Source organism: Streptosporangium sp. CA-115845 (assembly GCF_050943795.1).
GTDB lineage: Bacteria > Actinomycetota > Actinomycetes > Streptosporangiales > Streptosporangiaceae > Streptosporangium.
In genome coordinates, this window is record NZ_CP191988.1 from 4640596 (window position 1) to 4660644 (window position 20049).

A 20049-nucleotide genomic window follows, 5' to 3' on the forward strand; every position below is an offset into this window, starting at 1 on the left:
CCGGAGGCGAGGCTGACGCCTGTCTGTCCGCACGGGGACACCTGACTTTCGTCAGGGGTGGTCGTGGCCGATCGTCGGATACCCCCGAGGCCTCCGGTTTCTAGGTTCTTCAGCATGAAACGCGACCTCATCGGCCTGGCAGTGGGATTCGGCCTGGCAGTGACCCTGATAGTGACCCTGATAGTGACCCTGATAGTGCCCCTGGCCGCGGCTCCCGCCGCGCAGGCCGGACCACCCGGCGCCGAGCCGACCCCGGCCGACATCGACGCCTAACTGGCCAGGACCATGGAGTCCACCGGGCTGCCCGGGATGTCCGTCGTCGTGACGCACGGCGGCAAGATCGTGCACGCCGCCGGATACGGGCGCGACTCGGCCGGCGAACCGGTCACCGAGAACACTCCGATGCGGGTCGCCTCGATCAGCAAGTCGTTCACCGCCATGGCCGTCATGACACTGGTCGACGACGGCAGGATCTCCCTGGACGAGCCGGTCGCCGGGCGACTGCCGGAGTTCCGCATGGCGGATCGGCGCGCCGCATGCCCCGCCTCTACGGCCTCTCCGCCGCGGCCGAGCTGCGTGCCACCATGCCGCAGGTCGCGGTCATCATGCTGACCACGTTCGACGAGGACGAGTACGTCTCCAGAGCGCTCGACGAGGGCGCCGGCGGCTTCCTGCTCAAGGCCGCCGACCCCCGGGAGCTGATCATCGGGGTACGGGCGGTCGCCGACGGCGCGGCGTACCTGTCGCCGAGGATCGCGCAGAAGATCATCGCGCGGCCGCGCTGTTCCTCTCGGAAGGCACCGTTAAATCCCACGTCGGCGCCATCCTGCTGCGGCTCGGTCTGAGCAACCGGGTCCAGGCGGCGATCATCGCCCGCGAGGCGGGCCTGGTGTCCGGGGACACCTGACCGAGCACCCCGGCTGGACCGCGGTGTCTCAGACGTTGCGCCGGTACTGGCCGCCCACCTCGAAGAGCGCGTCGGTGATCTGCTGCAGGCTGCAGACGCGGGCGGTGTCCATCAGCACGGCGAACATGTTCTCGCCGTCGTGGGCGGCCTCCTTGAGCGCGGCCAGGGCGACGTGCGCCTGCTCGCGGTGGCGTTCCTGGAAGGCGCCGACCCGCTCCAGCTGGGAGCGCTTCTCGTCCTCGGTGGCGCGGGCGAGTTCCACCGGCCCGGCGTTGCGGGCGTCGGCGTCGGGGTTGCGGAAGGTGTTGACGCCGATGATCGGCAGGCTGCCGTCGTGTTTGCGCTGCTCGTAGCGCATCGACTCGTCCTGGATGCGGCCACGCTGGTAGCCGGTCTCCATCGCGCCGAGCACCCCGCCGCGCTCGCTGATCCGGTCGAACTCCGCCAGCACGGCCTCCTCGACCAGGTCGGTGAGCTGGTCGATGATGTACGAGCCCTGCAACGGGTTCTCGTTCATCGCCAGGCCCCACTCGCGGTTGATGATGAGCTGGATGGCCAGGGCACGGCGTACCGACTCGGAGGTGGGGGTGGTGACGGCCTCGTCGTAGGCGTTGGTGTGCAGGCTGTTGCAGTTGTCGTAGATCGCGATGAGGGCCTGCAGCGTGGTGCGGATGTCGTTGAAGTCCATCTCCTGGGCGTGCAGCGACCGGCCGGAGGTCTGGATGTGGTACTTGAGCTTCTGCGACCGCTCGTTCGCGCCGTAGCGCTCGCGCATCGCGACCGCCCAGATCCGCCGCGCGACCCGGCCGAGCACGCTGTACTCGGGATCCATGCCGTTGGAGAAGAAGAACGACAGGTTGGGCGCGAAGTCGTCGATGTTCATGCCTCGGGCCAGATAGGACTCCACGTAGGTGAAGCCGTTGGTCAGCGTGAAGGCGAGCTGGCTGATGGGGTTGGCCCCGGCCTCGGCGATGTGGTAGCCGGAGATCGACACCGAGTAGAAGTTGCGCACCCCGTTGTGGATGAACCACTCCTGGATGTCGCCCATCATCCGGAGCGAGAACTCGGTGGAGAAGATGCAGGTGTTCTGGCCCTGGTCCTCCTTGAGGATGTCGGCCTGCACGGTGCCTCGTACGGTGGCCAGTGTCCGGGCGCGCAGCCTGGCCGCCTCCTCGGGCGAGGGCTCGTGGCCGTGCGAGTCGAGGTGGCGATCGAGCGCCTGGTCGATGGCGGTGTTGAGGAAGAAGGCCAGGATCGTGGGGGCGGGGCCGTTGATGGTCATGGACACCGACGTGGCCGGTGCGGACAGGTCGAACCCGTCGTAGAGCGCCTTCATGTCGTCCAGGGTCGCGATCGACACGCCGGAGGTGCCGACCTTGCCGTAGACGTCGGGGCTCTGGCCGGGATCGCGGCCGTACAGGGTGACCGAGTCGAACGCGGTGGACAGCCGGGTGGCCTCGCTGTCGGCCGACAGCAGTTTGAAGCGCCGGTTGGTGCGGAAGGCGTCCCCCTCGCCGGCGAACATCCGGGCCGGGTCCTCGCCCTCGCGCTTGAACGGGAAGACCCCGGCGGTGAACGGGAAGTGGCCGGGCAGGTTCTCGCTCCGCAGGAAGCGCAGCAGTTCCCCGTGGTCGGTGTAGCGCGGCAGCGCCACCCGTGGAATCGTGCTGCCCGAGAGCGACTCGCGGGTGAGCCGGGTGCGCGACTCCCGGTCGCGGACCCGCACCACCTGCTCCTGGCCTGAGTACGCCTCGACGACCGCCGGCCAGCCGTCGACGAGCTCCGCGTTCGCCGGTGCGAGGTCGGCTCTGGCCGCCTCGGCCAGCTCGGCGACGGCCGCGGCGGGCGATCCGGTGAGCTCGGCCGCCACCTCGGTCAGCCGCTGCAGGCGCCGGGCGGCCTCGATCTGCCGGGCGGTCTCGGCGTGGTAGCCACGCACGGTCTCGGCGATCTCGGCGAGGTAGCGGATCCTGACAGGTGGGACGATCTGGGCCGCGCCGGTGGACGCGCGGCCGCTCACCTCGGGCAGGACACCGGGCTGGAGTGGCAGGCCGCCTTGGGCCAGCAGGCCGCTCAGGTGCTGGTACAGGGCGGTGACACCATCGTCGTTGAAGGTGGCCGCGCTGGTACCGAACACCGGCATGTCCTCGGGCCGGGCGCCGAAAGCCTCCCGGTTGCGGATCAGCTGCCGTGACACGTCGCGCAGCGCGTCGGCCGCGCCCCGCCGTTCGAACTTGTTGATCGCCACCACGTCGGCGAAGTCCAGCATGTCGATCTTCTCAAGCTGGGACGCCGCGCCGAACTCGGGCGTCATCACATACAGTGCGACGTCGACGAGAGGGACGATCGCGGCGTCGCCCTGGCCGATGCCCGGAGTCTCCAGGATCACCAGGTCGTATCCTGCGGCCTTGCACGCCTCGATCACCGCACCGATGTTCTCGGGCAGCTCGCGGGCGCCCCGGGTGGCCAGGGACCGGAAGAGGACGCGGTCGCCGTCCAGGGTGTTCATCCGGATCCGGTCGCCCAGCAGCGCGCCGCCGCCACGGCGCCGGGTTGGGTCCACCGCCAGCACGGCCACCCGGAGTTTGTCCTGCTGGTCGGTGCGGAGCCGGCGTACCAGCTCGTCGGTGAGGGAGGACTTGCCAGACCCGCCGGTGCCGGTGATGCCGAGCACCGGCACCGGGCGACCGGCGGCCGCGTCCGCCAGTACCCGCCGGTCGGCCTCCGGCAGTGTCCCGCCCTGCAGGCAGGTGATCACGCGCGCCAGCGCCGTCCGCTCACCCGCCAGCACCCTTTCGACCGGCGCCGGCCGCGCGGCGAGATCGACGTCCGACTCACGGATGAGCCGATTGATCATTCCCGGCAGGCCGAACCGCTGGCCGTCCTCGGGGGAGAAGATCCGCACCCCCGACTCGGCCAGCCGGGCGATCTCCTCCGGCACGATGACGCCACCGCCGCCGCCGAAGATCTGGACGTGTCCCAGCCCTGCCTGCCCGAGCGCCGAGGCGAGATATTCGAAGTACTCGATGTGCCCGCCCTGGTAGGAGCTGACCGCCACTCCCTGGGCGTCCTCCTCCATGACCGCGTCGACCACTTCCCGCACCGAGCGGTTGTGGCCCAGGTGGATCACTTCGGCTCCCTGTGCCTGCAGGATCCGCCGCATGATGTTGATCGCCGCGTCATGCCCGTCGAACAGCGCGGCGGCGGTGACGAAACGCACCGGGTGGGCGGGAACGTGCAGCGAGCCGTTGACGCGGGAGCGGTCGTCGGAGCGTGGCACCGGGCTCTCCTGGAGGGTAATAAATCCTTGGGCATCAAATATTTTGACATTAAAGTACATAGGTGATCGGGATCCGGTCAAGTACCGTGAGCCGGTGCCTAGTTCACCCTCTTTCGACTCCATCGCCGAAGCTCACCGGCAGTGGAACGCCCGCTGGCCGGAACATGCCGACCACATGGCCACCGTCACCTCCGTCATGCGGGTGCAGCAACTGCTGCTGAGCCGGATCGAGGAGACCCTCAAGCCGTACGGCCTGACCTTCGCCGCCTACGAGGCACTGCAACTGCTGGCATTCGCGCGGGGGGCGCTGCCGATGGGAAAGATGGGGGAGCGGCTGATGGTGCACCCCGCCTCCGTGACCAACGTCGTCACCCGCCTGGAGCAGCGCGGGCTCGTGGAACGGCGCGTCTCCCTCGACGACCGGCGTGTGGTCCTGGCCAGGATCACCTCCGCCGGGCAGACTCTGGCATGGCAGGCGACCGAGGCGCTCAACGAGAGCTCGTTCGGCCTGGCCGACCTCACCCGCGCCCAGGCCGTCGAGACCACCGCCCACCTCCGTGACATCCGCACCGCTCTGGGCGACGTCCATCGGCCCGGCCAGGCCGGAACGAGCCCGCGCGACCTCCCCGTGCACCCGTAGCCGGGGGCGTGCTCATCAGGGCCATCCTGGAGCACGCGATGCCGACGCGCCCCTGGGTTCCCCGGCCCCAGGGGTTCAGCGGGTGGGGGGAACGAACTCGGGCTGGTCGAGCAGGCGCAGCCAGCTGCCGTCGGGCTGGCGCCGGACGACCTGCGCGCGGGCGCCGCTCCCGTCCTTCGGCGGGGTCGAGGTGAGGGCGATGTCGCCGCTGATCAGCGTCGGCAGCGGTTGTTCCCGCTTGAAGCGGGGACGGCCGGCCAGCACCTTCTCCCACAGCGCGCGGATCGCCTCCCGGCCCACCGTCCGGCCGCCGGGCGGGTAGGCCATCACCGCGCCCTCCTCGTAGAGCGCGGCGACTCCGGCCGCGTCACCGGCGTTGGACCGTTCGACGAACAGGCGGGTGATGTCTTCGGGTCGCATGGCCTTCTCGTACTCCGGCATGGATTCCTCCTGATGGTGGACCTCGGTGCCCACCAGCCTGGTCGCTCGCCGATCAGAAGTCCAACAGATGAATCTGCTGGAAACTAGAAGTTTCAGCTATGGAGCTGGGCTGATGCACCAGGTGTTCCCGGGCGGGGCGTCGATGAGATCCCCGTCGGCGAGCCGGTGGAGGCGGCCCCGCGACCGAGTCCGGCCTTCGCGGATTCACCCTCGATACGGCCGGTCGGCTCCGGTGTGGCCGGCAACAGGGGCAGACGGCGTAGGTCAGCACGACCTGGCCTTCGGGCTGGTAGCGCCAGCTCGTGGAGTGCACCACCGTGGCCGTCGCCTCGGCGGTGAGGCCGCAGACGCGGCGGACCGCCTGATCCGGGCTCTCGCCCCTGCCCAGCGACGTCACCTGGCACCGGTAGTGCCATGTGCCCGCAGAATCGGCCCGCAGCAACAGGATCTCGACCGATACCGGCACGAGGTGGTCGAGCCGCTCGTTCGCATGACGTCCCGTCGTCCGGCGCACTGTTGCATCAATTATGCAACAGCATTTTTTCGGCAGTAGTGGTTATTGCCGCCGGAGCCTTCCTGTGCGTAGTTTGGCGTGGGGCGATGGAGAGGTGGGGCTCGATGCCGGGTCGGCCTGGGGTGCTGGTGTTCATGGGGTCGGGCGAGACGAGCCCGACGACGGTCGAGGTGCATCGCTCCGTCACGCCCGGGACAGCCTGCGGCTGCTGATCGCGAAGCTGGGCGCGATGGTACGGACCCCGAGCTCGCGAGGCGGGGTCGGCCACCTGGTCGAAGCCGTGCTCACGCTCCGCGGCGAGCTGCGCCGACAGGGGCGCTACGACCTCGCGGACGCGCTGCGCGCCGCGCTGCTCAACGGCGGAGTGCTGGTCGAGGACACGCCGGACGGTCCCCGCTGGACCTCCACCGCGACACGCTGACCACCGTGGGGGGGGGGTGACCGCCATCGCCTCCCGCCATTCGCGGAACTCGGGTACACCGGAGGAGCGGCCCTCAGCACCTCAAAGGCCGCCGGCGTGGTGCCCGAAGGGGCACCACGCGCTGCACGAGGAGCTGACGGAACCGGCCGAGCGCTCACGGCACACTCCCTCCGGTGCCCCGTCAGGCGGTGCTGTCGTCAGCCGGGTGCACGGGAGGCCACGGAACCTCGGCGAGGAGAGGGAGAAGCGACTCCTCCTCGTAGTCGAGGTGCGCGTTCAGCTCCGCCGACATCCGGTCCAGCTCGGCGCGGAAACACCGGGGATCGGCGATGCCGATGTCGGCCAGCAAGGCCACCAGCCGGCCTTGGATGTCCGCGACGGTGCGGTGTTCGTCGCGGAGCCGGTCGAAGGTGTCGGCCAGATGGGGGTGATAGCCCGCGATTCCGGGGAACAGGTGGGCGTCCTCACTGCTGTGATGGAATTCCAAAGACCGGCAGAACGCCAGGCAGCGCTGCCGGATCCGCAGCCCGATACCCGGTCCCGGCGGTTCGCCGGGACCATGATGGGCCGCCCGTGCGGCGAAGTGGGCGTCGACCTCCGCACTCACCTGACGCAACTGGGCACGCAGCCAGGTATGGACCTCCATCAGCTTGTCGGCGAGGCTGTGGACCTCGCGGGGACCCTCCCAGGCGTCGGGCTCGGCACGCTCCAGCACCACGACAGGCAGGGGCCGGGTGGTCCGGACCTGGTAGTCGCCGTATCCGGGCGCCACCCGCACGACATGCCCGAACAGTTCCTCGCGTCGCGCCCCTTCGGCGGGAACCGCGAGTGCTTCGAAGGTCTCGGTGCCGACCTCCACCCGTACCACGGGATGGGCGAGCAGGTTGTGGTACCAGCCGGGGTGAGACGGGGCACCGAGGTTGGATCCGACGATCAGCAGCGAATCGCCGTGGCGGACGTAGCCGAGGGGAGTGGTCCGCTCCGTCCCCGACTTCGCGCCGGTGGTCGTCAGCAGCAGGAGATCCCCGCCTTCGAAGGGGCCGCCGACCTTCCCTCCGTTGGCGCGGAACTCCTCGATGACCGATTGGTTGAAAGACATGGGCATACGGTTTTCTGTCTCCGGAAAAGGTACGTGGATCCGCAGTGAACGCGGTGATGGTGGATGGCGGTGATACGCGCGGCACGGAGCGACCGCTGCGCCTCTCGCCGTACGCGGGCGGCGGACGACGCGCCGCCGAAGTCCAGGGGCACGCATGGCGGTGCCCGGAACTCGAAGAGTGAGAGACGACGTGCGGCTGCGCTACGTCAGATACAGGGCGCTGAGTACGAACTCATGGCGGGTCCTCTGCATGAAGGGTGTTCGCCCGATCGCCGACCGGCCCACTGCTCTTTGGTCGGCGTCACGCGACACCGGAGCCATTACACACATACGGCGGCCGCCTGTCAACGCCGAAGATCGCGCACGCGCGCCGGGCCGAACTCGGCCGCTGTCCCAGACGCCACTCTCACCGGCGGCCGTTTGCGAGAGACGTGTCCGGCCGTCCGCTGTCAAGGCGGTCGAGCGCGTCGCGGGCGGCGGTTGTCCAGAGCGGCGCGGCGGCCTTGTCCGCGATCGTCAGCGCCTGCCGGTAGTGCTCCGCGGCCTCGTCGCGGTGTCCGAGAGCGACGGCGAGATCGCCGAGGTGGAGCGCCACGGGGCCGAGGGTGAGCAGGCCGCTGCCCGCTCCGGCCAGTTCCCCCGAGGCGGATCGTAGCCGGGCGTAGGCACGCTCCATCGCCGATCGGTCGCCGATCCCGATGGCTGTCCGGGCGGCGAGGCAGGTGCGGACCTCGCAGAGCAGGTCGCGGGGTGAGTCGGGGAGGGTCTTCGCGGCCACTTCGGCTTCGTCGCGGCGGCCCGCGGCGAGCAGGATCAGGGGGCGGGCCCAGGGCGCGTACGGGCCCCAGTCCGCCTCCTCGTCCGCCTCCGGTCGTTCGCCCCGCTGGATGCGCAGGCACAGCAGGGCAAGGGGGAGAATGCCCTGCTCCATCCCCGGCATGCCGCTGCCGGCGAGTGCGGTGCTCGCGGCGCGGTAGGCGGCCTCCGCCTCGACCGGATGGCCGGTGACGGCCAGTCGCAGAGCGGCGTACCACTGGGTGAACACGCCCGCGAGGGGGATGTCGTGCTGTTCGGCGAGACGGTCCACGGCCGCGGCGTGCGCGTCGGCCGTGACGAAGTCGGCGAGCGCGGAGTGGGCCTGGATGAGGATGAGGTGTCCGAGCACCTCGAAGGTCACCAGGTGGTGCCGGGTGGCCAGATCAACCAGTTCATCGCCGATCCGGGCGCGTCGCGGGGCCATTCCGGCCTGCTGGAAGGCCTGCATGAAGCGGCCGTTGAGGGCGAAGGCGAGCAGGGCCGGGTCTCCCAGCCGGCGGGCGATCGCCTCCGCCTCCCGCGCCGCCTGACGTCCGCGGTCGGTCGGGGCGCCGCGCAGTTCCAGGGCGAGGGTGCTCAGCAGACGGCTGCGCTGTGCCGCCTGGCCCTCGGGCAGGGCAATCAGAGTGCGTTCGATCGCATGGACGATCTGCCGGGCGAGGTCCTCGTCGTCGTTGCGGGTCCAGATCGCGGGCACGTCGAAGGCGCTGATCACCTCGGCGGTCACGTGCGGGTCGCCGAGTCCCTCGGCTGTGGCGATCGCCTCCGCGCGGTACTGCCTGGCGCTTTCCAGGGAGCCGGTCACGGCCAGTGCCCGTACCATGCCCATGACCGCCTCCAGCCGGCTGCGCACGTCGCCCTCTGCTGCCCGGTCGTGGGCGGTGAGGGCCTGCCGCCACAGTCGCGCGGCCTCGTGCGGGGCGAATCCTCGCTCGGCCTGCAGCGCCGCCGCGCGGGCGTAGCGGGCGGCTCGGGCGGCCGTAGGCCGGCTCTCGGCGTGGCCGAAGTGGTGGGCGAGCGAGGTGATGTCACCCGGGTGCAGCCGTTCGATCGTCTCGGCGACGGCGGCGTGCCAGCGCGCCCGGCGTGGCCTGGAGATGTCGTCGTAAAGCGTGTCGCGCACCAGGGCGTGGGCGAACCGCAGCCGACCCGGTTCCCGCTCGGTCAAAAAGCCCGCGAGCAGTGCGGACTCCAGGGCGTCGATCACGAGGTCCTCGTCTGCCACCAGGGCGGCCAGCAGGTCCACCTCGACGTCCCGGCCGATCACGGCCGCCTGCCGCAGCACCGCCCGTGCCGGTTGCGGCAGCCGCGCCAGGCGGTGGCGGATGACGTCCCGCACGCCCGCGGGAACGGCGTCGAGTGCCGCGGGTCCCTCAGTGTTGACCAGCCGCGCGAGTTCGCGGACGAAGAACGGGTTGCCGCCGCTGCGCCGGTGGATCACCCGCGCGGTCCGTGCGTCCACGTCCCGCTGGACGACGGCACGGACGAGCTCGCCCGTGGCCGCCTCGGACAGGCCGCCCACGTACACCCGGGCCGGTTCCACCCGGGCGAACCCGGCGAGCGCGTCGGTCAGGGCGGGGGAGATCTCGGTGGCCCGGTAGGTCCCGACGAGCAGTATCGGCCCGGCGACGGGTTCCGTCACCAGGGTGGCCAGCAGGTCCAGGGTCTCCTGTGCTGCCCGGTGCAGATCGTCGAAGACCACCAGCACCGGTGCTCGCCTCGCCACCGCGGCCAGGTAGGAGGCGGCCGCGTGGTGCATGCGAAACCGGGCCGCGGACGGTGTGGCCGCTGCGCCGTCCGGCACAAGGGCCACGGCCGGGGCGGGCTCGGCCCCAGCGGCGGCCAGGCCCCCGACGATCTGTGTCCACGGCCAGGTGCCGGGCACCCCGTCGTGCTCGGGGCTGCGGCCCCATGCCGTGGTCCAGCCCCGCGCCGTCAGCGTGCCCGTGAGCGCCTCGGCGAGCGCGGTCTTTCCCGCGCCGGCGTCGCCGGAGACCAGGGCCAGGGCGATCCTGCCCTGCCGCACGGCGGCCGCGGCAGCCTCTTCCAGGTGACCCAGCTCCTGCGCGCGTCCGACGAACGGCCGTCCGGCAGGATCAGGGGGCGCCGGGTACGACGCCGCCGCCTCCCGCGGTGACACCATGATGCCGGTGCCGCCGCCGGCCCTGGCGGGGGCGGGGGCGATGAGGTGAGGTGCCTGGGCGAGGATGTCGGCCTCCAGCCCCCGCAGCCCGGGGCCGGGATCCACGCCCAGTTCCCCGACCAGCACCTCCCGGGCCCGGCGCAGAACGGCCAGGGCATCGCCCTGCCGGCCCGACCGGTACAGCGACAGCGCCAGCAGCCTCCAGGCGCCCTCGCGCAACGAATGGCCCGCGGCGTGGGCCTCCAGGTCAGGCACCGCCTCGGCGGGCCGCCCCAGCTCCAGCAGCGCCTCCGCGCGCCGCTCCACGGCCAGCAACCGCAGGCCGTCCAGGCGGGCGATCTCTCCGCGTGCCCACGTCTCCTCCGCGAACTCCGCGTACGCCGGCCCCTGCCACAGGGCGAGCGCCTCCTCCAGGCCGGCCAACGCCTCCCCGGGCCGCCCCGCCGCCAGCAGCGAGCCGGCCTCACCCGTCGCCGCCTCGAACCGCCAGGCGTCCACCGACCGCCGCTCCGCCCGTAGCGCGTAGCCGGGGGAGGCCGTCACCAGCAGCCGGGCGGGCCGCCGGGGAGGGCGGTCGGGTTCCAGAGCGCGGCGCAGCGCGGAGACGAACGTCTGGATCACCCCGACCGCCCCGTCCGGGGGCCGCTCCCACAGGTCGCCGACGAGCCGGTCGACCGGGACGACCCTGCCCCTGGCGATCAGCAGCCGCGCCAGTACCGCTCGATGCCGGGGACCTTTCAACGGAAGCGGACCGTGCTCGTCAGAAGCCTCCATGGGGCCCAGCACGCCGAAGGTCACCGCTCGTGCCGTCGCCTCGCAGGTCATGTCACCCGATGTTATCCGGGTGTCTCGGGCGGGCCCTTGCCGGCAGCGCCGTTCGGCCACCGCTCAGCCGCCGCTGACCGGCTGCTGAGCGATGGCGGGCAGGCTGGTCGCAGTCGCTCGACAAGAACAGACAGGCCTAGCGGAAAGGGTCCTCGCCATGGAACCCACGATCACCGGATTCGACTACCAGCGCGTCACCGTCACCGAAGGCGTGTCACTCAACGTCGCGGTAGGCGGCTCCGGCAGCCCCGTCGTGCTGCTGCACGGATTCCCCCAGACCCACCTGATGTGGCGGCACGTCGCCGCCGACCTGGCCTCCGATCACACCGTCATCTGCCCGGACCTGCGCGGCTACGGTGACAGCGACAAGCCGGCCGACACCGATGGGCACACCTACTCCAAGCGCACCATGGCCGCCGACGTCGTCGCCCTCGCGCGCGCCTTCGGCCACGAGCGCTTCGCCCTGGCGGGCCACGACCGGGGCGCCCTGGTCGCCATCCGCGCCGGGCTGGACCACCCCGATACGATCACTCATCTCGCCTCGCTCGACGTCCTGCCGACGCTGGACATGTGGGACGTGATGCACGGCACCTCCGCCGCCGTCGGCTTTCATCTCTACCTGATGGCCCAGCCGCCCGGCCTGCCCGAACAGATGATCAGCGCCAGCGCGGACGTCTTCTTCGGCTACTTCCTGGACATCTGGACCCGGGATCCGGAGGCGATCCCCGCCGACATCCGTACCGCTTACCTGAAGGCCTCCCGCGAGGCCGTCCCCTCCATCGTCGCCGACTACCGGGCATCGGCCGCCATCGATGTCGAGCACGACCAGGCAGACCGCCGGGCCGGGAACCGGTTGCGCATGCCGGTGGCCGTCCTGCAGCAGGACTGGGGCGCGGCCCTCGGCTTCGACGCCGCCGCCCTGTGGGAGGCGTGGGCGCCCCACCAGGAACACGCCACCGTCTGCTGCGGCCACTTCATGGCCGAAGAGGCCCCCGCCGATGTCGTCAAGGCCCTGCGCGACCTTCTGGCCAGGTAGAACACCGCCGGCCCGGACGGCCGCCAGGGCGACGGCGGCGGCCCGGAGACCGCGTTGACACCGTGGTGGTCCCACAGGCCGGACCCGCAGACGCAGGTGGCGACAGTCCGGATGATCACGTCGGGTTGATGATCCTCGGATCGGTGTGTTCCTGGAAGCGCACGTCTCCAGGAGCGTGAATGACGGCTCCCCGGCATGATGAATTCCTCGCTTCCAAGTCCCGGGGCGGGCGGTGCCCGCCCCGCCGATGGTCGGTCAGCGGCGGGTGCCGGAGCACCGGCTGAGGTGGTCGGCGTCGCTCACGTGCTCCAGCCAGGTGGTCTCCGGACCGCCGTCCGGGCCGGGGCTCTCCCGCAACGCCAGATGGACCATGAACCGGTCCGGGGCGGCGCCGTGCCAGTGCTCCTCGTTCGGCGGCGGGTGGACGATCGCCTCGCGGACCAGGTTCGTTGTTAAACCAAGGTTTAGGTCAAGCTAGGTTGGCCGTATGTCGGATTCCGAAGTGATCGTCACGGAGTTGACCATCGGAGAGTTGTCCGAGCGCAGCGGCGTGCCCGCCTCCGCCTTGCGCTTCTACGAGCGCAAGGGACTCATCGCCAGCCGCCGTACCACCGGTAACCAGCGCCGCTACCACCGCAGCACGCTGCGCAGGCTGGCGTTCATCCGCGCCTCGCAAAGCGTCGGCATCCCCCTGTCGGTGATCGAAGGCGTTCTGGAGTACCTGCCGCACGACGTCTCGCCTACCCGGGAGCTGTGGCTGAAGGCGTCGGAGTGCTGGAGCGAGGCCATCAACGGCCGCATCGAGAGGCTGGAGCGCATGCGCGATCGGTTCACCGAGTGCATCGGCTGCGGTTGCCTGTCCTTCGACCAGTGCCTGCTGGTCAATCCCGGTGACAGGCTCGCCGGGCGAGGTGCGCGCCCCCTCCTCGACCCCTGATGCGGGAGCGGACGATCCGGGTCGGTGGGTTGCTCGCCGCCACAACCGCGACGATGATCGTGTGGGTGGTACCTCAGCTATGGCACCACGCCGCCCCAGCGACAGATCGCTGATAAGGAGCACCCCCCATGGCCCTTGCCGGAACCCTCCTGCCCATCGCGTTGGCGATCATCATGTTCGGCCTCGGGCTGAGCCTGACGATCTCCGACTTCCGCCGTGTCGTCGTCTATCCGAAGGCCACCGTCGTGGCGCTCGGCTGCCAGATCCTGGTGCTGCCCGCGATCTGCTTCGGTCTGGTGGTCGTCTTCGACCTGCCGCCGGCGCTCGCCGTCGGCATGATGCTGCTGGCCGCCTCGCCCGGCGGTACGACGGCCAACCTCTACAGTCATCTGTTCGGCGGTGATGTCGCGCTCAACGTGACGCTGACCGCGATCAACTCGGTGCTGGCGGTCGTGACGCTGCCACTGGTGACCAACCTGTCGCTGTCCTACTTCGAGGTCGGTTCGGGCACGCTCGGCCTGCAGTTCGACAAGAGCCTGCAGGTGATGGCGATCGTGCTGGTTCCGGTCGCCATCGGCATGGCGGTCCGCGCCATGGCACGGAGCTTCGCCGAACGGATGAACACGCCCGTGAAGATCGCCTCAGCGGTCATCCTGGCGCTGGTGATCGCCGGCGCCCTGCTCCAGGAGCTCGACAACCTCGGCGGCTACATCCAGTCGGTGGGCCTGGTCACGCTGGTGTTCAGCGTGATCAGCCTGACCGTCGGCTACTGGGTGCCGCGCCTGGCCGGGGTGGAGCGCGGCCAGGCCGTCGCCTCCTGCATGGAGATCGGGATCCACAACGCCACGCTGTCGATCGCGGTGGCGCTCTCCCTGCTGAACAGCTCCCAGATGGCCGTCCCGGCCGCCACCTATGGCGTGCTGATGTTCTTCACCGCGGCAGGAGCTGGATTCCTGCTCAGGTCTCGCGCGGTGGAGCCGATGCCTTCGGACCGGTGATCACCGCGATCGTCCTGGCGGTCACCGTCGCTCCGCCCGCCCATGCCTGGGCAGGTGAGGTGTACGTGGCCCCGGGGGGATCCGGACCGCCTCAGCGGAGAGTCGCGGCGGTACGGCACCGGTTCCCGGTGCCGTACCGCCGCGAGCACGGGCGCCGATCGGGTGTGACCGGTCACGCCATGTCCCAGAGCAGGCGGTAGTAGGCGATGCGTTCCGGGTCCGGGGCGATTCCGTATGCGTCGTACACGATGCCGTCGTACCCCGGGCCGTGGTTCCACTCCATGCTCCACGCGGCCACCGCGAGGTCCGCCCACCGGTCGGCCACCCCGAGCGAGCCCAGGTCGACGTGCGCGGCGAACATGCCGTCGTCGCGCAGCAGGGTGTTGGGGGCGCACGCGTCCCCGTGGCAGACGACGAGGCGGTCGATCGCGGGCGGATCGCCGATTCGCGCCCGGGCTTCGGCGAGTTCCAGGTGCCGGTGCTCGGGGAACCGGTCGGCCGGTCCCTCCCCGCCGGCGATGCGCTCGTCGGCGCGGGCGAGCCGTCGATCGATGGCCCAGTCGAACGGGCACTGCTCCACGGGCAGGGCGTCGTGGAGCAGGCGCAGCCCTCGGCCGATCGCGGCCGCCGCGGTCGCCGGGTCGGCGATCCACCGGGGATCCACCGCCGAGCGGCCGGGGACCGCCGCCGTGACCAGCCACGTGCCGTCGGTGTCCGTACCGTGTTCGATGACCCGCGGGACGGTCACCCAGCGCCGCGCCCAGGCCAGGCGCTCCGCCTCGCCGGGGAGATCGATCTCCGGAGTGCCGGCGGCGACCCACTTGACGTACCTGACGCCGTCACGCCCGTCTTCGAGGCGGAAGGTCAGGCCGCCGAGTTCGTTGCGCCACACCGGGGTGACGGTGTCGCCGTCGGCGAGCGCCGCGACGACGTCGGGGACGGGCACGGGACCGGTCGGGACCTCGGAGATGACAGGGTGGCTCATGAAGACAGGATCCTCCCAAGGAGGCGGCGCCGACGACAAATGGATTTCCGAGCACGAAGCCGCGTCGCCTCGACCTTGGCCAAGGGGAAGGCTATGAGGCGTCCGAACGGCCGTGAGCGGTGCGGTCAGTCATGCTGCTCCCCGCCGAGGCCGAGTTCCTGGGCGACGCCTTCCATGTTCTCGTAGGTGCGATCGGGCAGCGACCGGATGGCCGAGAGCACCTCGTCGGGTGCCGACTGGGCGCGCGCCCGCTCCAGTAAAGTCTCGCGATCGGCCGGAAACGCGTGCGTGCCGCTGATCCAGGTGGCCAGGTCGCTTCGGCTGTCCATCTCCTGCGCGCTCAACCCTTCGGGTGAGCCTGGCTGGTGCGCACGATCGGTGCCCAGTCTTTGCCTGTCGTTGGCGTTGTCCCGTTCCATCCGCTGTTCCCTTCGTGCGTTGTGACAGGGGGGCATACCCGCCTTACGCTGGGCAAACATCTCCGCCACCTCGAAGCTCCCTCGCGACTCGGCAAGCTGGACTCGTGGGGCGGTAGCGGCTCGTGTTTCTCTGGGAAACGGCGGACATAATTTCAATATCTAGCATCGAGATCAAGGCCGACGCCGAATGCTTCGAGACCGTCTACGCCCGTGAAAACCCCGACACCTACCCCGAGGGATTCGACCCCGACATCCACGAGATCGACCCCGAGCAGCTCCAGGACAAGCCCGATCCCGAACCGACCGGCTGCATCCTGTTCCTGCTATGAACGCGTCAGATTCTAAAACTGACGAACATCGTTGACCCCGGCGACGACGGTGGCCAGGTCGGGGCGTAGCGCGAGGGCGGGTGCGAGCTGTTCCTGGTGAACCTGCGCGGCGAGGCGGCCGCGTACGGCCAGGTTGGCGTACTGGACGCCGGGGTCGTGCAGCGCGAGCCGCTCGGCGAGCCGGTCGGCCCACCCCCGCAGGCCCACGGTGTCGTCGCCGTCGCCGAGCCCCTCGGTCTGGCTGTCGCCCAGGGCGACGAAGCGCAGGTGGTCATCGCCGGGCATGGGCCGCCCGCCTCTCCCGCAGGATCGCCACGGCGCGTTCGCACCAGTCCCGGTTGCCCCGTTCGAAGTCCAGGCCGCGCAGGCAGGTCAGATAGGGCCCGATCCGCTCGCCGTGGCGCAGGAAGTCCTCCTCGCTGCGGTCGCCGCGTATCTTCCGCAACAGTACGTCGAACAGCGCGATCTTGGCCTCGGCGAAGGCGGCCCGTTCGGTGAGCTGCGCGATCAGTGTCTCGCTGTCGACGTGGCCGGCGGCCTGGACCTTGACGAGCAGGTCGTCACGGATGAAGGAGGGCTTGGGGGTGCTCGCCGCGAACTGTTCCAGCTCGGCCAGTCCGGCGTCGGTGACCCGGAACAGGCGCTTGTTGGGCCGGGTGTCCTGGACCACCTCACGGCCGGTGATCAGCTCTTCCTTCTCCAGCCTGGTCAGCTCGGCGTACAGCTGCTGTGGCAGCGCGTGCCAGAAGTTCGCCACCCCCAGGTCGAACGCCTTGGCCAGCTGGTATCCGCTCAGCTCCTCGTCGAGAAGCGCCGCCGGCACGGCGTGCCGCAAAGCCATCGGACCACCTCTTTTCCACCTCTGTCCACGGAACTCGCGCCCATGATAATAAAGAAACTGACTAATCACATCCATGACTATCTGGGAGAAGCCATGGCCACCGCGGACCGCTTCCGCGCCGCTGTCGACAGCCGCGACCTCACCGCTCTGGACGACCTGTTCACCGAGGACGTCCGGCTCTACAGTCCGGTGAAGTTCACTCCCTTCGAGGGCAGGCCGATGGTGTTGGGGCTCTTCGGGGTCCTCATGCGTACCTTCGAGGACTTCCGCTACATCGGGCACTTCGACGGCACCGCCGAGACCTGCGCCGACGGTACCGAGACCCCGTCGATGGTCCTGCTCTTCCGGGCCACCGTGAACGGCAGGCAGATTCACGGCATCGACCTGTTGCATCTCGACCACGAGGAGCGGATCAAGGAGTTCACCGTGATGGTCCGTCCGCAGTCCGCGGTGCACGCCCTGGGCGAGGCGGTCCTCGCCGGTCTGGTCGCCGACGGCCTCGTCCCGGCCCCGGCCGATCACTAGAAAGAGTCATGGCGGCACGGGCGGCCCGGCCTTCAGGCTGACCGGTGTGAGCCGCTCGGCTCTGCCGACGCGGCTGCCTCGGCAGAGCGCGAGTGACATGCTGACCGGAAACCCCAGGTCGAGCCGCTTGTCCATGACACCGAACAGGTCCCTTCCCTGATGACCGGGCCGGCGGCCGGGGCAGGTCAGGTTCGCGAAGGCCGATCGGTGTGATTGGTGGAGATCCATCGGCCCAGTGTCGCCTCGGCCGCTCCGTTGTCGATGGCCTCGGCGCAGCGTGCCATCCCCACGGCGAGCCGGTCGGTGAGGGGGGCGGTAGAAGGGGTGACCGTCACCAGGGCGGCCGCGGCGTTGAGGAGGACGACGTCGCGGATCGGTCCGCGTTCTCCGCCGAGTACGGCCCGCAGGACGCGGGCGTTGCCGGCCGCGTCGCCGCCGCGCAGCGCCGAGGGTTCGGCACGCGGCACACCGAGGTCGCGAGGGTCGAGCAAGGTCTCGGTGACGTCGCCGTCGCACACCACCCAGACCTGTGATGTGGTCACAGTGGTGAGTTTGTCGAGTCCGTCGTGCCCCCGAACGACCAGAGCGGACAATCCGCGTGCGGCCAGGAGTTCGGCCACCACCGGGGTCATCCGCGGATCCGCCACGCCGACGACCTGGTGCCGGGGGCGGCCGGATTGACCAGCGGTCCCAGGATGAGGCGAGGACGGCCGTGTCGCGGCGGCGGGCTCCGGCCGGATCCAGGCCGCCGCGTTGGTGGATCAGACGGGCGAGTTCGCCGTACCACGCCCGGGGAGGACCGCGCAGTACTGCGCGGTCCTCCCCGACCTCGGCTGTGGATCTTCTGGGTGACCCGGCCTGGAAGTCCATGTCGGCGGGGGCGGCCGGGGTCTTCACGGGCTTCTCGGCGATGACGGCCCCGGTACCTCCGTGTCATTGGGCGGGGCGGTCCGAGGTTCGTTCCGCCCGTTGTCGGTGGGCCGGTCTACCGAACTGTGGGCCAGTGCTCCGGCGTTCACGCCGGGGGTGAAGACCCACGCGGGAGTGCCCGTTAGGGCGCGAGCGTGCCCTGACCTTTCGTGCCCGTGAGCAGGTCGGCTCACACGGGTCGTTGCTGTTGTTCGATGTGCTGCTGACCGCGAGCGCTGCGCCGCCCGCGCTTGCGGCGAAGGAGGAGCCGGACCACAAATGCCCGCTCCACAGGTGTTGGCGGACGTGAGCGCCGTACCTCCTTGCGCGGTACCCGCGCCCAGAGGCCCTTCAGTGAGCCGGCGAGCGTGGACAGGGCGACCTTCGGCGGGTGGTGGACCAGCGGGGAGGGGCGTGCTCGTCGTTGAACTCGCGAGGTTCGACCTCGAAGCCGGCGCGGACCTCGCGCATGAGCTCCTCGCGGCGCACCGGCCTCGGGTCGCTGAACACCCCACGCCGGTACCTCGTCACGAACACCGCGGGTGCGTGCAGGGGTGGTGAACGACATGGCGCCCGGGGCCTACCTCGGGGTTTGGATTCCACCGCGGTGACGTACACCAAACGATACGATCACGCTGTGGAGTTGGTCAGGCAGGCTCGGGCGCACGTGGCGCGACTCGACCTCAACGCGGAGCAGGTGGCGGTGCTGGACGCTCAGGCACACACCGCCCGCGCGCTGTGGAACCTGCTGCACGAGTACTTCACCTTCCGCCAGGGCCGGTTCGCGACGTTGAAGGACTGCGACGCGGCGATCCGCACAGCTCGCCACGAGATCGACTGGCTGGCACAACTACCCGCCCAGGCGGCGCAGGCGGTGCTGAGGACGTATCGGCAGGCGTGGGCGAATTTCCTCAACCCCGGCCATCCGGCCAAGCGGCCCACGTTCAAGGGCCGTCTGCGGTCCCGGTTGGCCGTGGACGTCCCCCAGGCCCGCGATCTGCAGATCAAGCGGGTCAACCGGCGCTGGGGTGCGATCAACCTGCCCAAGGTCGGGCGGGTGCGGTTTCGGTGGACCAAGGACCTGCCCGGCCTCACCGGGGGCGGCCCCGCCGGGCGGATCACCGGGGCGCGGCTGGTCAAGGACGCCTGCGGCTGGCAGGTGGTGTTCCGCACTCAAACCTTGGTCGCGCCGCCCCCCACCGCACACCCGGGCCACACGGTAGGGATCGACCGGGGCGTCACCGTCGCCTTGGCCCTGTCGGACGGCACGATGCGTGAGCACGGCCCCTGGCTCACCCCGGGGGAGAAGGAACATCTGCGCCGGTTGGAGAAGACGTCGGCTCGCAGGCGTGCTGCCCGGCCGAAGAAGACCCGCCCCTCGGGGCGGGAGGAGCGCACCTACCACCAGATCGCCCGGCTGCGCGCGAAAGCCAAGCGCCGAGCCGTCGACTGGCAGCACCAGACCACCACCGAACTCGCCACAGCCTTCGCTGTGATCAAGGTGGAGAACCTGTCCATCACGAACATGGTCGGCTCGGCCAAGGGCACGATCAAGAACCCGGGCAGGAATGTCGCTCAAAAGGCGGGGCTGAACCGGTCGATCAGCGGCGAGGCGTGGGGCCGGACCGTCACCCTGCTCGAATACAAGAGCGCCGACCGGGGCGGACGGGTCGTCAAGGTTCCCGCCCCGGGCACCTCGCAGATGTGCCACCGATGCGGTCACCGCGATGCGGACAGCCGCGACAAAACCGTGTTCGCCTGTACCGACCCCGCGTGTGGGTGGGTCGGGCATGCCGATACCAACGCCGCGATCAATATCAAGAACGCCGTCGGAACGCCGGTGTCAGGACGTGGAGACCTCGGGGTTCCCCGGTCTGTGAAGCGTCAACCCCCGCGCGTCGCTTGACCGCGACGCGACGGGAGAATCTCCGGCCCTTCAGGCCGGGGAGGAGTTCAACGTGAGTGGGCACAGAAACCCAGCGTG

The 20049-nt window shown here is 70.3% G+C and carries 19 protein-coding genes and 2 pseudogenes; 11 read left to right on the forward strand and 10 right to left on the reverse strand.

The window, feature by feature from the left end; genetic code table 11:
* Positions 1 to 114 precede the first annotated feature (114 nt).
* The 3 genes and pseudogenes from ACQP0P_RS23275 to ACQP0P_RS23285 form a co-directional block, all read left to right on the forward strand.
* Complete coding sequence (locus ACQP0P_RS23275) at positions 115 to 273, forward strand: hypothetical protein (RefSeq protein WP_433380785.1); 159 nt, start codon at positions 115 to 117, stop codon at positions 271 to 273.
* A gap of 36 nt (positions 274 to 309) precedes the next feature.
* Positions 310 to 612 (forward strand): serine hydrolase domain-containing protein, encoded by a 303-nt coding sequence (locus ACQP0P_RS23280; RefSeq protein ID WP_433382023.1) that lies wholly within the window; start codon positions 310 to 312, stop codon positions 610 to 612.
* A pseudogene (locus ACQP0P_RS23285) lies at positions 534 to 907 on the forward strand (response regulator); the annotation flags it as partial. The gene ACQP0P_RS23280 and the pseudogene ACQP0P_RS23285, both read left to right, overlap by 79 nt.
* Before the next feature lie 28 nt (positions 908 to 935).
* Here ACQP0P_RS23285 and icmF read toward each other — a convergent pair.
* Positions 936 to 4187: a fused isobutyryl-CoA mutase/GTPase IcmF gene (gene icmF, locus ACQP0P_RS23290; RefSeq protein ID WP_433380788.1), complete on the reverse strand. Its 3252-nt coding sequence runs from the start codon at positions 4185 to 4187 to the stop codon at positions 936 to 938.
* 94 nt (positions 4188 to 4281) lie between these two features.
* Here icmF and ACQP0P_RS23295 point away from each other — a divergent pair, with 94 nt between their 5' ends.
* Entirely contained in the window at positions 4282 to 4827 is a 546-nt protein-coding gene (locus tag ACQP0P_RS23295) for a MarR family transcriptional regulator (RefSeq protein ID WP_433380791.1), read from the forward strand.
* 75 nt (positions 4828 to 4902) lie between these two features.
* Here ACQP0P_RS23295 and ACQP0P_RS23300 read toward each other — a convergent pair whose 3' ends face one another.
* Positions 4903 to 5268 carry a YybH family protein gene (locus ACQP0P_RS23300; protein WP_433380794.1) on the reverse strand — a complete coding sequence of 122 codons (366 nt, stop codon included), beginning with the start codon at positions 5266 to 5268 and terminating at the stop codon, positions 4903 to 4905.
* A 578-nt stretch (positions 5269 to 5846) separates the two neighbouring features.
* On the opposite strand from ACQP0P_RS23300, the gene ACQP0P_RS23305 reads away from it, so the two are divergent.
* Positions 5847 to 6203, forward strand: coding sequence for a hypothetical protein (locus ACQP0P_RS23305; protein WP_433380797.1), 357 nt, complete (start codon positions 5847 to 5849; stop codon positions 6201 to 6203).
* A 181-nt stretch (positions 6204 to 6384) separates the two neighbouring features.
* Here ACQP0P_RS23305 and ACQP0P_RS23310 read toward each other — a convergent pair whose 3' ends face one another.
* Positions 6385 to 7302, reverse strand: coding sequence for a nitroreductase/quinone reductase family protein (locus ACQP0P_RS23310; RefSeq protein ID WP_433380800.1), 918 nt, complete (start codon positions 7300 to 7302; stop codon positions 6385 to 6387).
* A gap of 406 nt (positions 7303 to 7708) precedes the next feature.
* Positions 7709 to 11086 carry a BTAD domain-containing putative transcriptional regulator gene (locus ACQP0P_RS23315; protein WP_433380803.1) on the reverse strand — a complete coding sequence of 1126 codons (3378 nt, stop codon included), beginning with the start codon at positions 11084 to 11086 and terminating at the stop codon, positions 7709 to 7711.
* A gap of 157 nt (positions 11087 to 11243) precedes the next feature.
* Here ACQP0P_RS23315 and ACQP0P_RS23320 point away from each other — a divergent pair, with 157 nt between their 5' ends.
* The 3 genes from ACQP0P_RS23320 (at position 11244) to ACQP0P_RS23330 (ending at position 14057) form a co-directional block, all read left to right on the forward strand.
* Positions 11244 to 12122, forward strand: a complete 879-nt coding sequence (locus ACQP0P_RS23320; protein WP_433380806.1) for an alpha/beta fold hydrolase — start codon at positions 11244 to 11246, stop codon at positions 12120 to 12122.
* 487 nt (positions 12123 to 12609) lie between these two features.
* Positions 12610 to 13059: a redox-sensitive transcriptional activator SoxR gene (gene soxR / locus ACQP0P_RS23325; RefSeq protein ID WP_433380809.1), complete on the forward strand. Its 450-nt coding sequence runs from the start codon at positions 12610 to 12612 to the stop codon at positions 13057 to 13059.
* A gap of 128 nt (positions 13060 to 13187) precedes the next feature.
* Positions 13188 to 14057, forward strand: a complete 870-nt coding sequence (locus tag ACQP0P_RS23330) for a bile acid:sodium symporter family protein (protein WP_433380812.1) — start codon at positions 13188 to 13190, stop codon at positions 14055 to 14057.
* A gap of 172 nt (positions 14058 to 14229) precedes the next feature.
* Here the strand turns inward: ACQP0P_RS23330 and ACQP0P_RS23335 are convergent, their stop codons facing one another.
* A complete protein-coding gene (locus tag ACQP0P_RS23335) occupies positions 14230 to 15042 on the reverse strand; it encodes an aminoglycoside 3'-phosphotransferase (RefSeq protein ID WP_433380815.1) in 813 nt (270 codons plus the stop codon).
* Positions 15043 to 15167: 125 nt separating this feature from the next.
* The gene (locus ACQP0P_RS23340; protein ID WP_433380818.1) at positions 15168 to 15461 is read right to left on the reverse strand and encodes a DUF2795 domain-containing protein; all 294 of its coding nucleotides are present in this window, start codon (positions 15459 to 15461) and stop codon (positions 15168 to 15170) included.
* Positions 15462 to 15583: 122 nt separating this feature from the next.
* Here ACQP0P_RS23340 and ACQP0P_RS23345 point away from each other — a divergent pair, with 122 nt between their 5' ends.
* Positions 15584 to 15790, forward strand: coding sequence for a hypothetical protein (locus tag ACQP0P_RS23345; RefSeq protein ID WP_433380821.1), 207 nt, complete (start codon positions 15584 to 15586; stop codon positions 15788 to 15790).
* Positions 15791 to 15802: 12 nt separating this feature from the next.
* Here the strand turns inward: ACQP0P_RS23345 and ACQP0P_RS23350 are convergent, their stop codons facing one another.
* Complete coding sequence (locus ACQP0P_RS23350) at positions 15803 to 16075, reverse strand: GDSL-type esterase/lipase family protein (protein ID WP_433380824.1); 273 nt, start codon at positions 16073 to 16075, stop codon at positions 15803 to 15805.
* Entirely contained in the window at positions 16062 to 16631 is a 570-nt protein-coding gene (locus ACQP0P_RS23355) for a PadR family transcriptional regulator (RefSeq protein WP_433380827.1), read from the reverse strand. Before ACQP0P_RS23355 ends, ACQP0P_RS23350 begins: the two co-directional genes overlap by 14 nt.
* Before the next feature lie 93 nt (positions 16632 to 16724).
* Between ACQP0P_RS23355 and ACQP0P_RS23360 the strand changes: the two genes are divergently transcribed.
* Positions 16725 to 17156 (forward strand): nuclear transport factor 2 family protein, encoded by a 432-nt coding sequence (locus ACQP0P_RS23360; protein ID WP_433380830.1) that lies wholly within the window; start codon positions 16725 to 16727, stop codon positions 17154 to 17156.
* Positions 17157 to 17341: 185 nt separating this feature from the next.
* Here the strand turns inward: ACQP0P_RS23360 and ACQP0P_RS23365 are convergent, their stop codons facing one another.
* Both ACQP0P_RS23365 and tnpA read right to left on the reverse strand, forming a co-directional pair.
* Entirely contained in the window at positions 17342 to 17803 is a 462-nt protein-coding gene (locus tag ACQP0P_RS23365; RefSeq protein WP_433380833.1) for a hypothetical protein, read from the reverse strand.
* A gap of 452 nt (positions 17804 to 18255) precedes the next feature.
* Positions 18256 to 18691: pseudogene (tnpA, locus tag ACQP0P_RS23370) on the reverse strand (IS200/IS605 family transposase).
* An 11-nt stretch (positions 18692 to 18702) separates the two neighbouring features.
* Here tnpA and ACQP0P_RS23375 point away from each other — a divergent pair.
* Positions 18703 to 19971 carry an RNA-guided endonuclease InsQ/TnpB family protein gene (locus tag ACQP0P_RS23375; protein ID WP_433380836.1) on the forward strand — a complete coding sequence of 423 codons (1269 nt, stop codon included), beginning with the start codon at positions 18703 to 18705 and terminating at the stop codon, positions 19969 to 19971.
* Positions 19972 to 20049 lie beyond the last annotated feature (78 nt).

Coding starts and splice junctions, on each gene's coding strand:
- ACQP0P_RS23350 (WP_433380824.1), bottom strand. CDS start 16,075: ATGCCCGGCGATGACCACCTGCGCTTCGTCGCCCTGGGCGACAGCCAG.
- ACQP0P_RS23300 (WP_433380794.1), bottom strand. CDS start 5,268: ATGCCGGAGTACGAGAAGGCCATGCGACCCGAAGACATCACCCGCCTG.
- ACQP0P_RS23280 (WP_433382023.1), top strand. CDS start 310: ATGTCCGTCGTCGTGACGCACGGCGGCAAGATCGTGCACGCCGCCGGA.
- ACQP0P_RS23330 (WP_433380812.1), top strand. CDS start 13,188: ATGGCCCTTGCCGGAACCCTCCTGCCCATCGCGTTGGCGATCATCATG.
- ACQP0P_RS23310 (WP_433380800.1), bottom strand. CDS start 7,302: ATGTCTTTCAACCAATCGGTCATCGAGGAGTTCCGCGCCAACGGAGGG.
- soxR (WP_433380809.1), top strand. CDS start 12,610: ATGTCGGATTCCGAAGTGATCGTCACGGAGTTGACCATCGGAGAGTTG.
- ACQP0P_RS23335 (WP_433380815.1), bottom strand. CDS start 15,042: ATGAGCCACCCTGTCATCTCCGAGGTCCCGACCGGTCCCGTGCCCGTC.
- ACQP0P_RS23355 (WP_433380827.1), bottom strand. CDS start 16,631: ATGGCTTTGCGGCACGCCGTGCCGGCGGCGCTTCTCGACGAGGAGCTG.
- ACQP0P_RS23360 (WP_433380830.1), top strand. CDS start 16,725: ATGGCCACCGCGGACCGCTTCCGCGCCGCTGTCGACAGCCGCGACCTC.
- ACQP0P_RS23315 (WP_433380803.1), bottom strand. CDS start 11,086: ATGACCTGCGAGGCGACGGCACGAGCGGTGACCTTCGGCGTGCTGGGC.
- ACQP0P_RS23275 (WP_433380785.1), top strand. CDS start 115: ATGAAACGCGACCTCATCGGCCTGGCAGTGGGATTCGGCCTGGCAGTG.
- ACQP0P_RS23340 (WP_433380818.1), bottom strand. CDS start 15,461: ATGGAACGGGACAACGCCAACGACAGGCAAAGACTGGGCACCGATCGT.
- ACQP0P_RS23320 (WP_433380806.1), top strand. CDS start 11,244: ATGGAACCCACGATCACCGGATTCGACTACCAGCGCGTCACCGTCACC.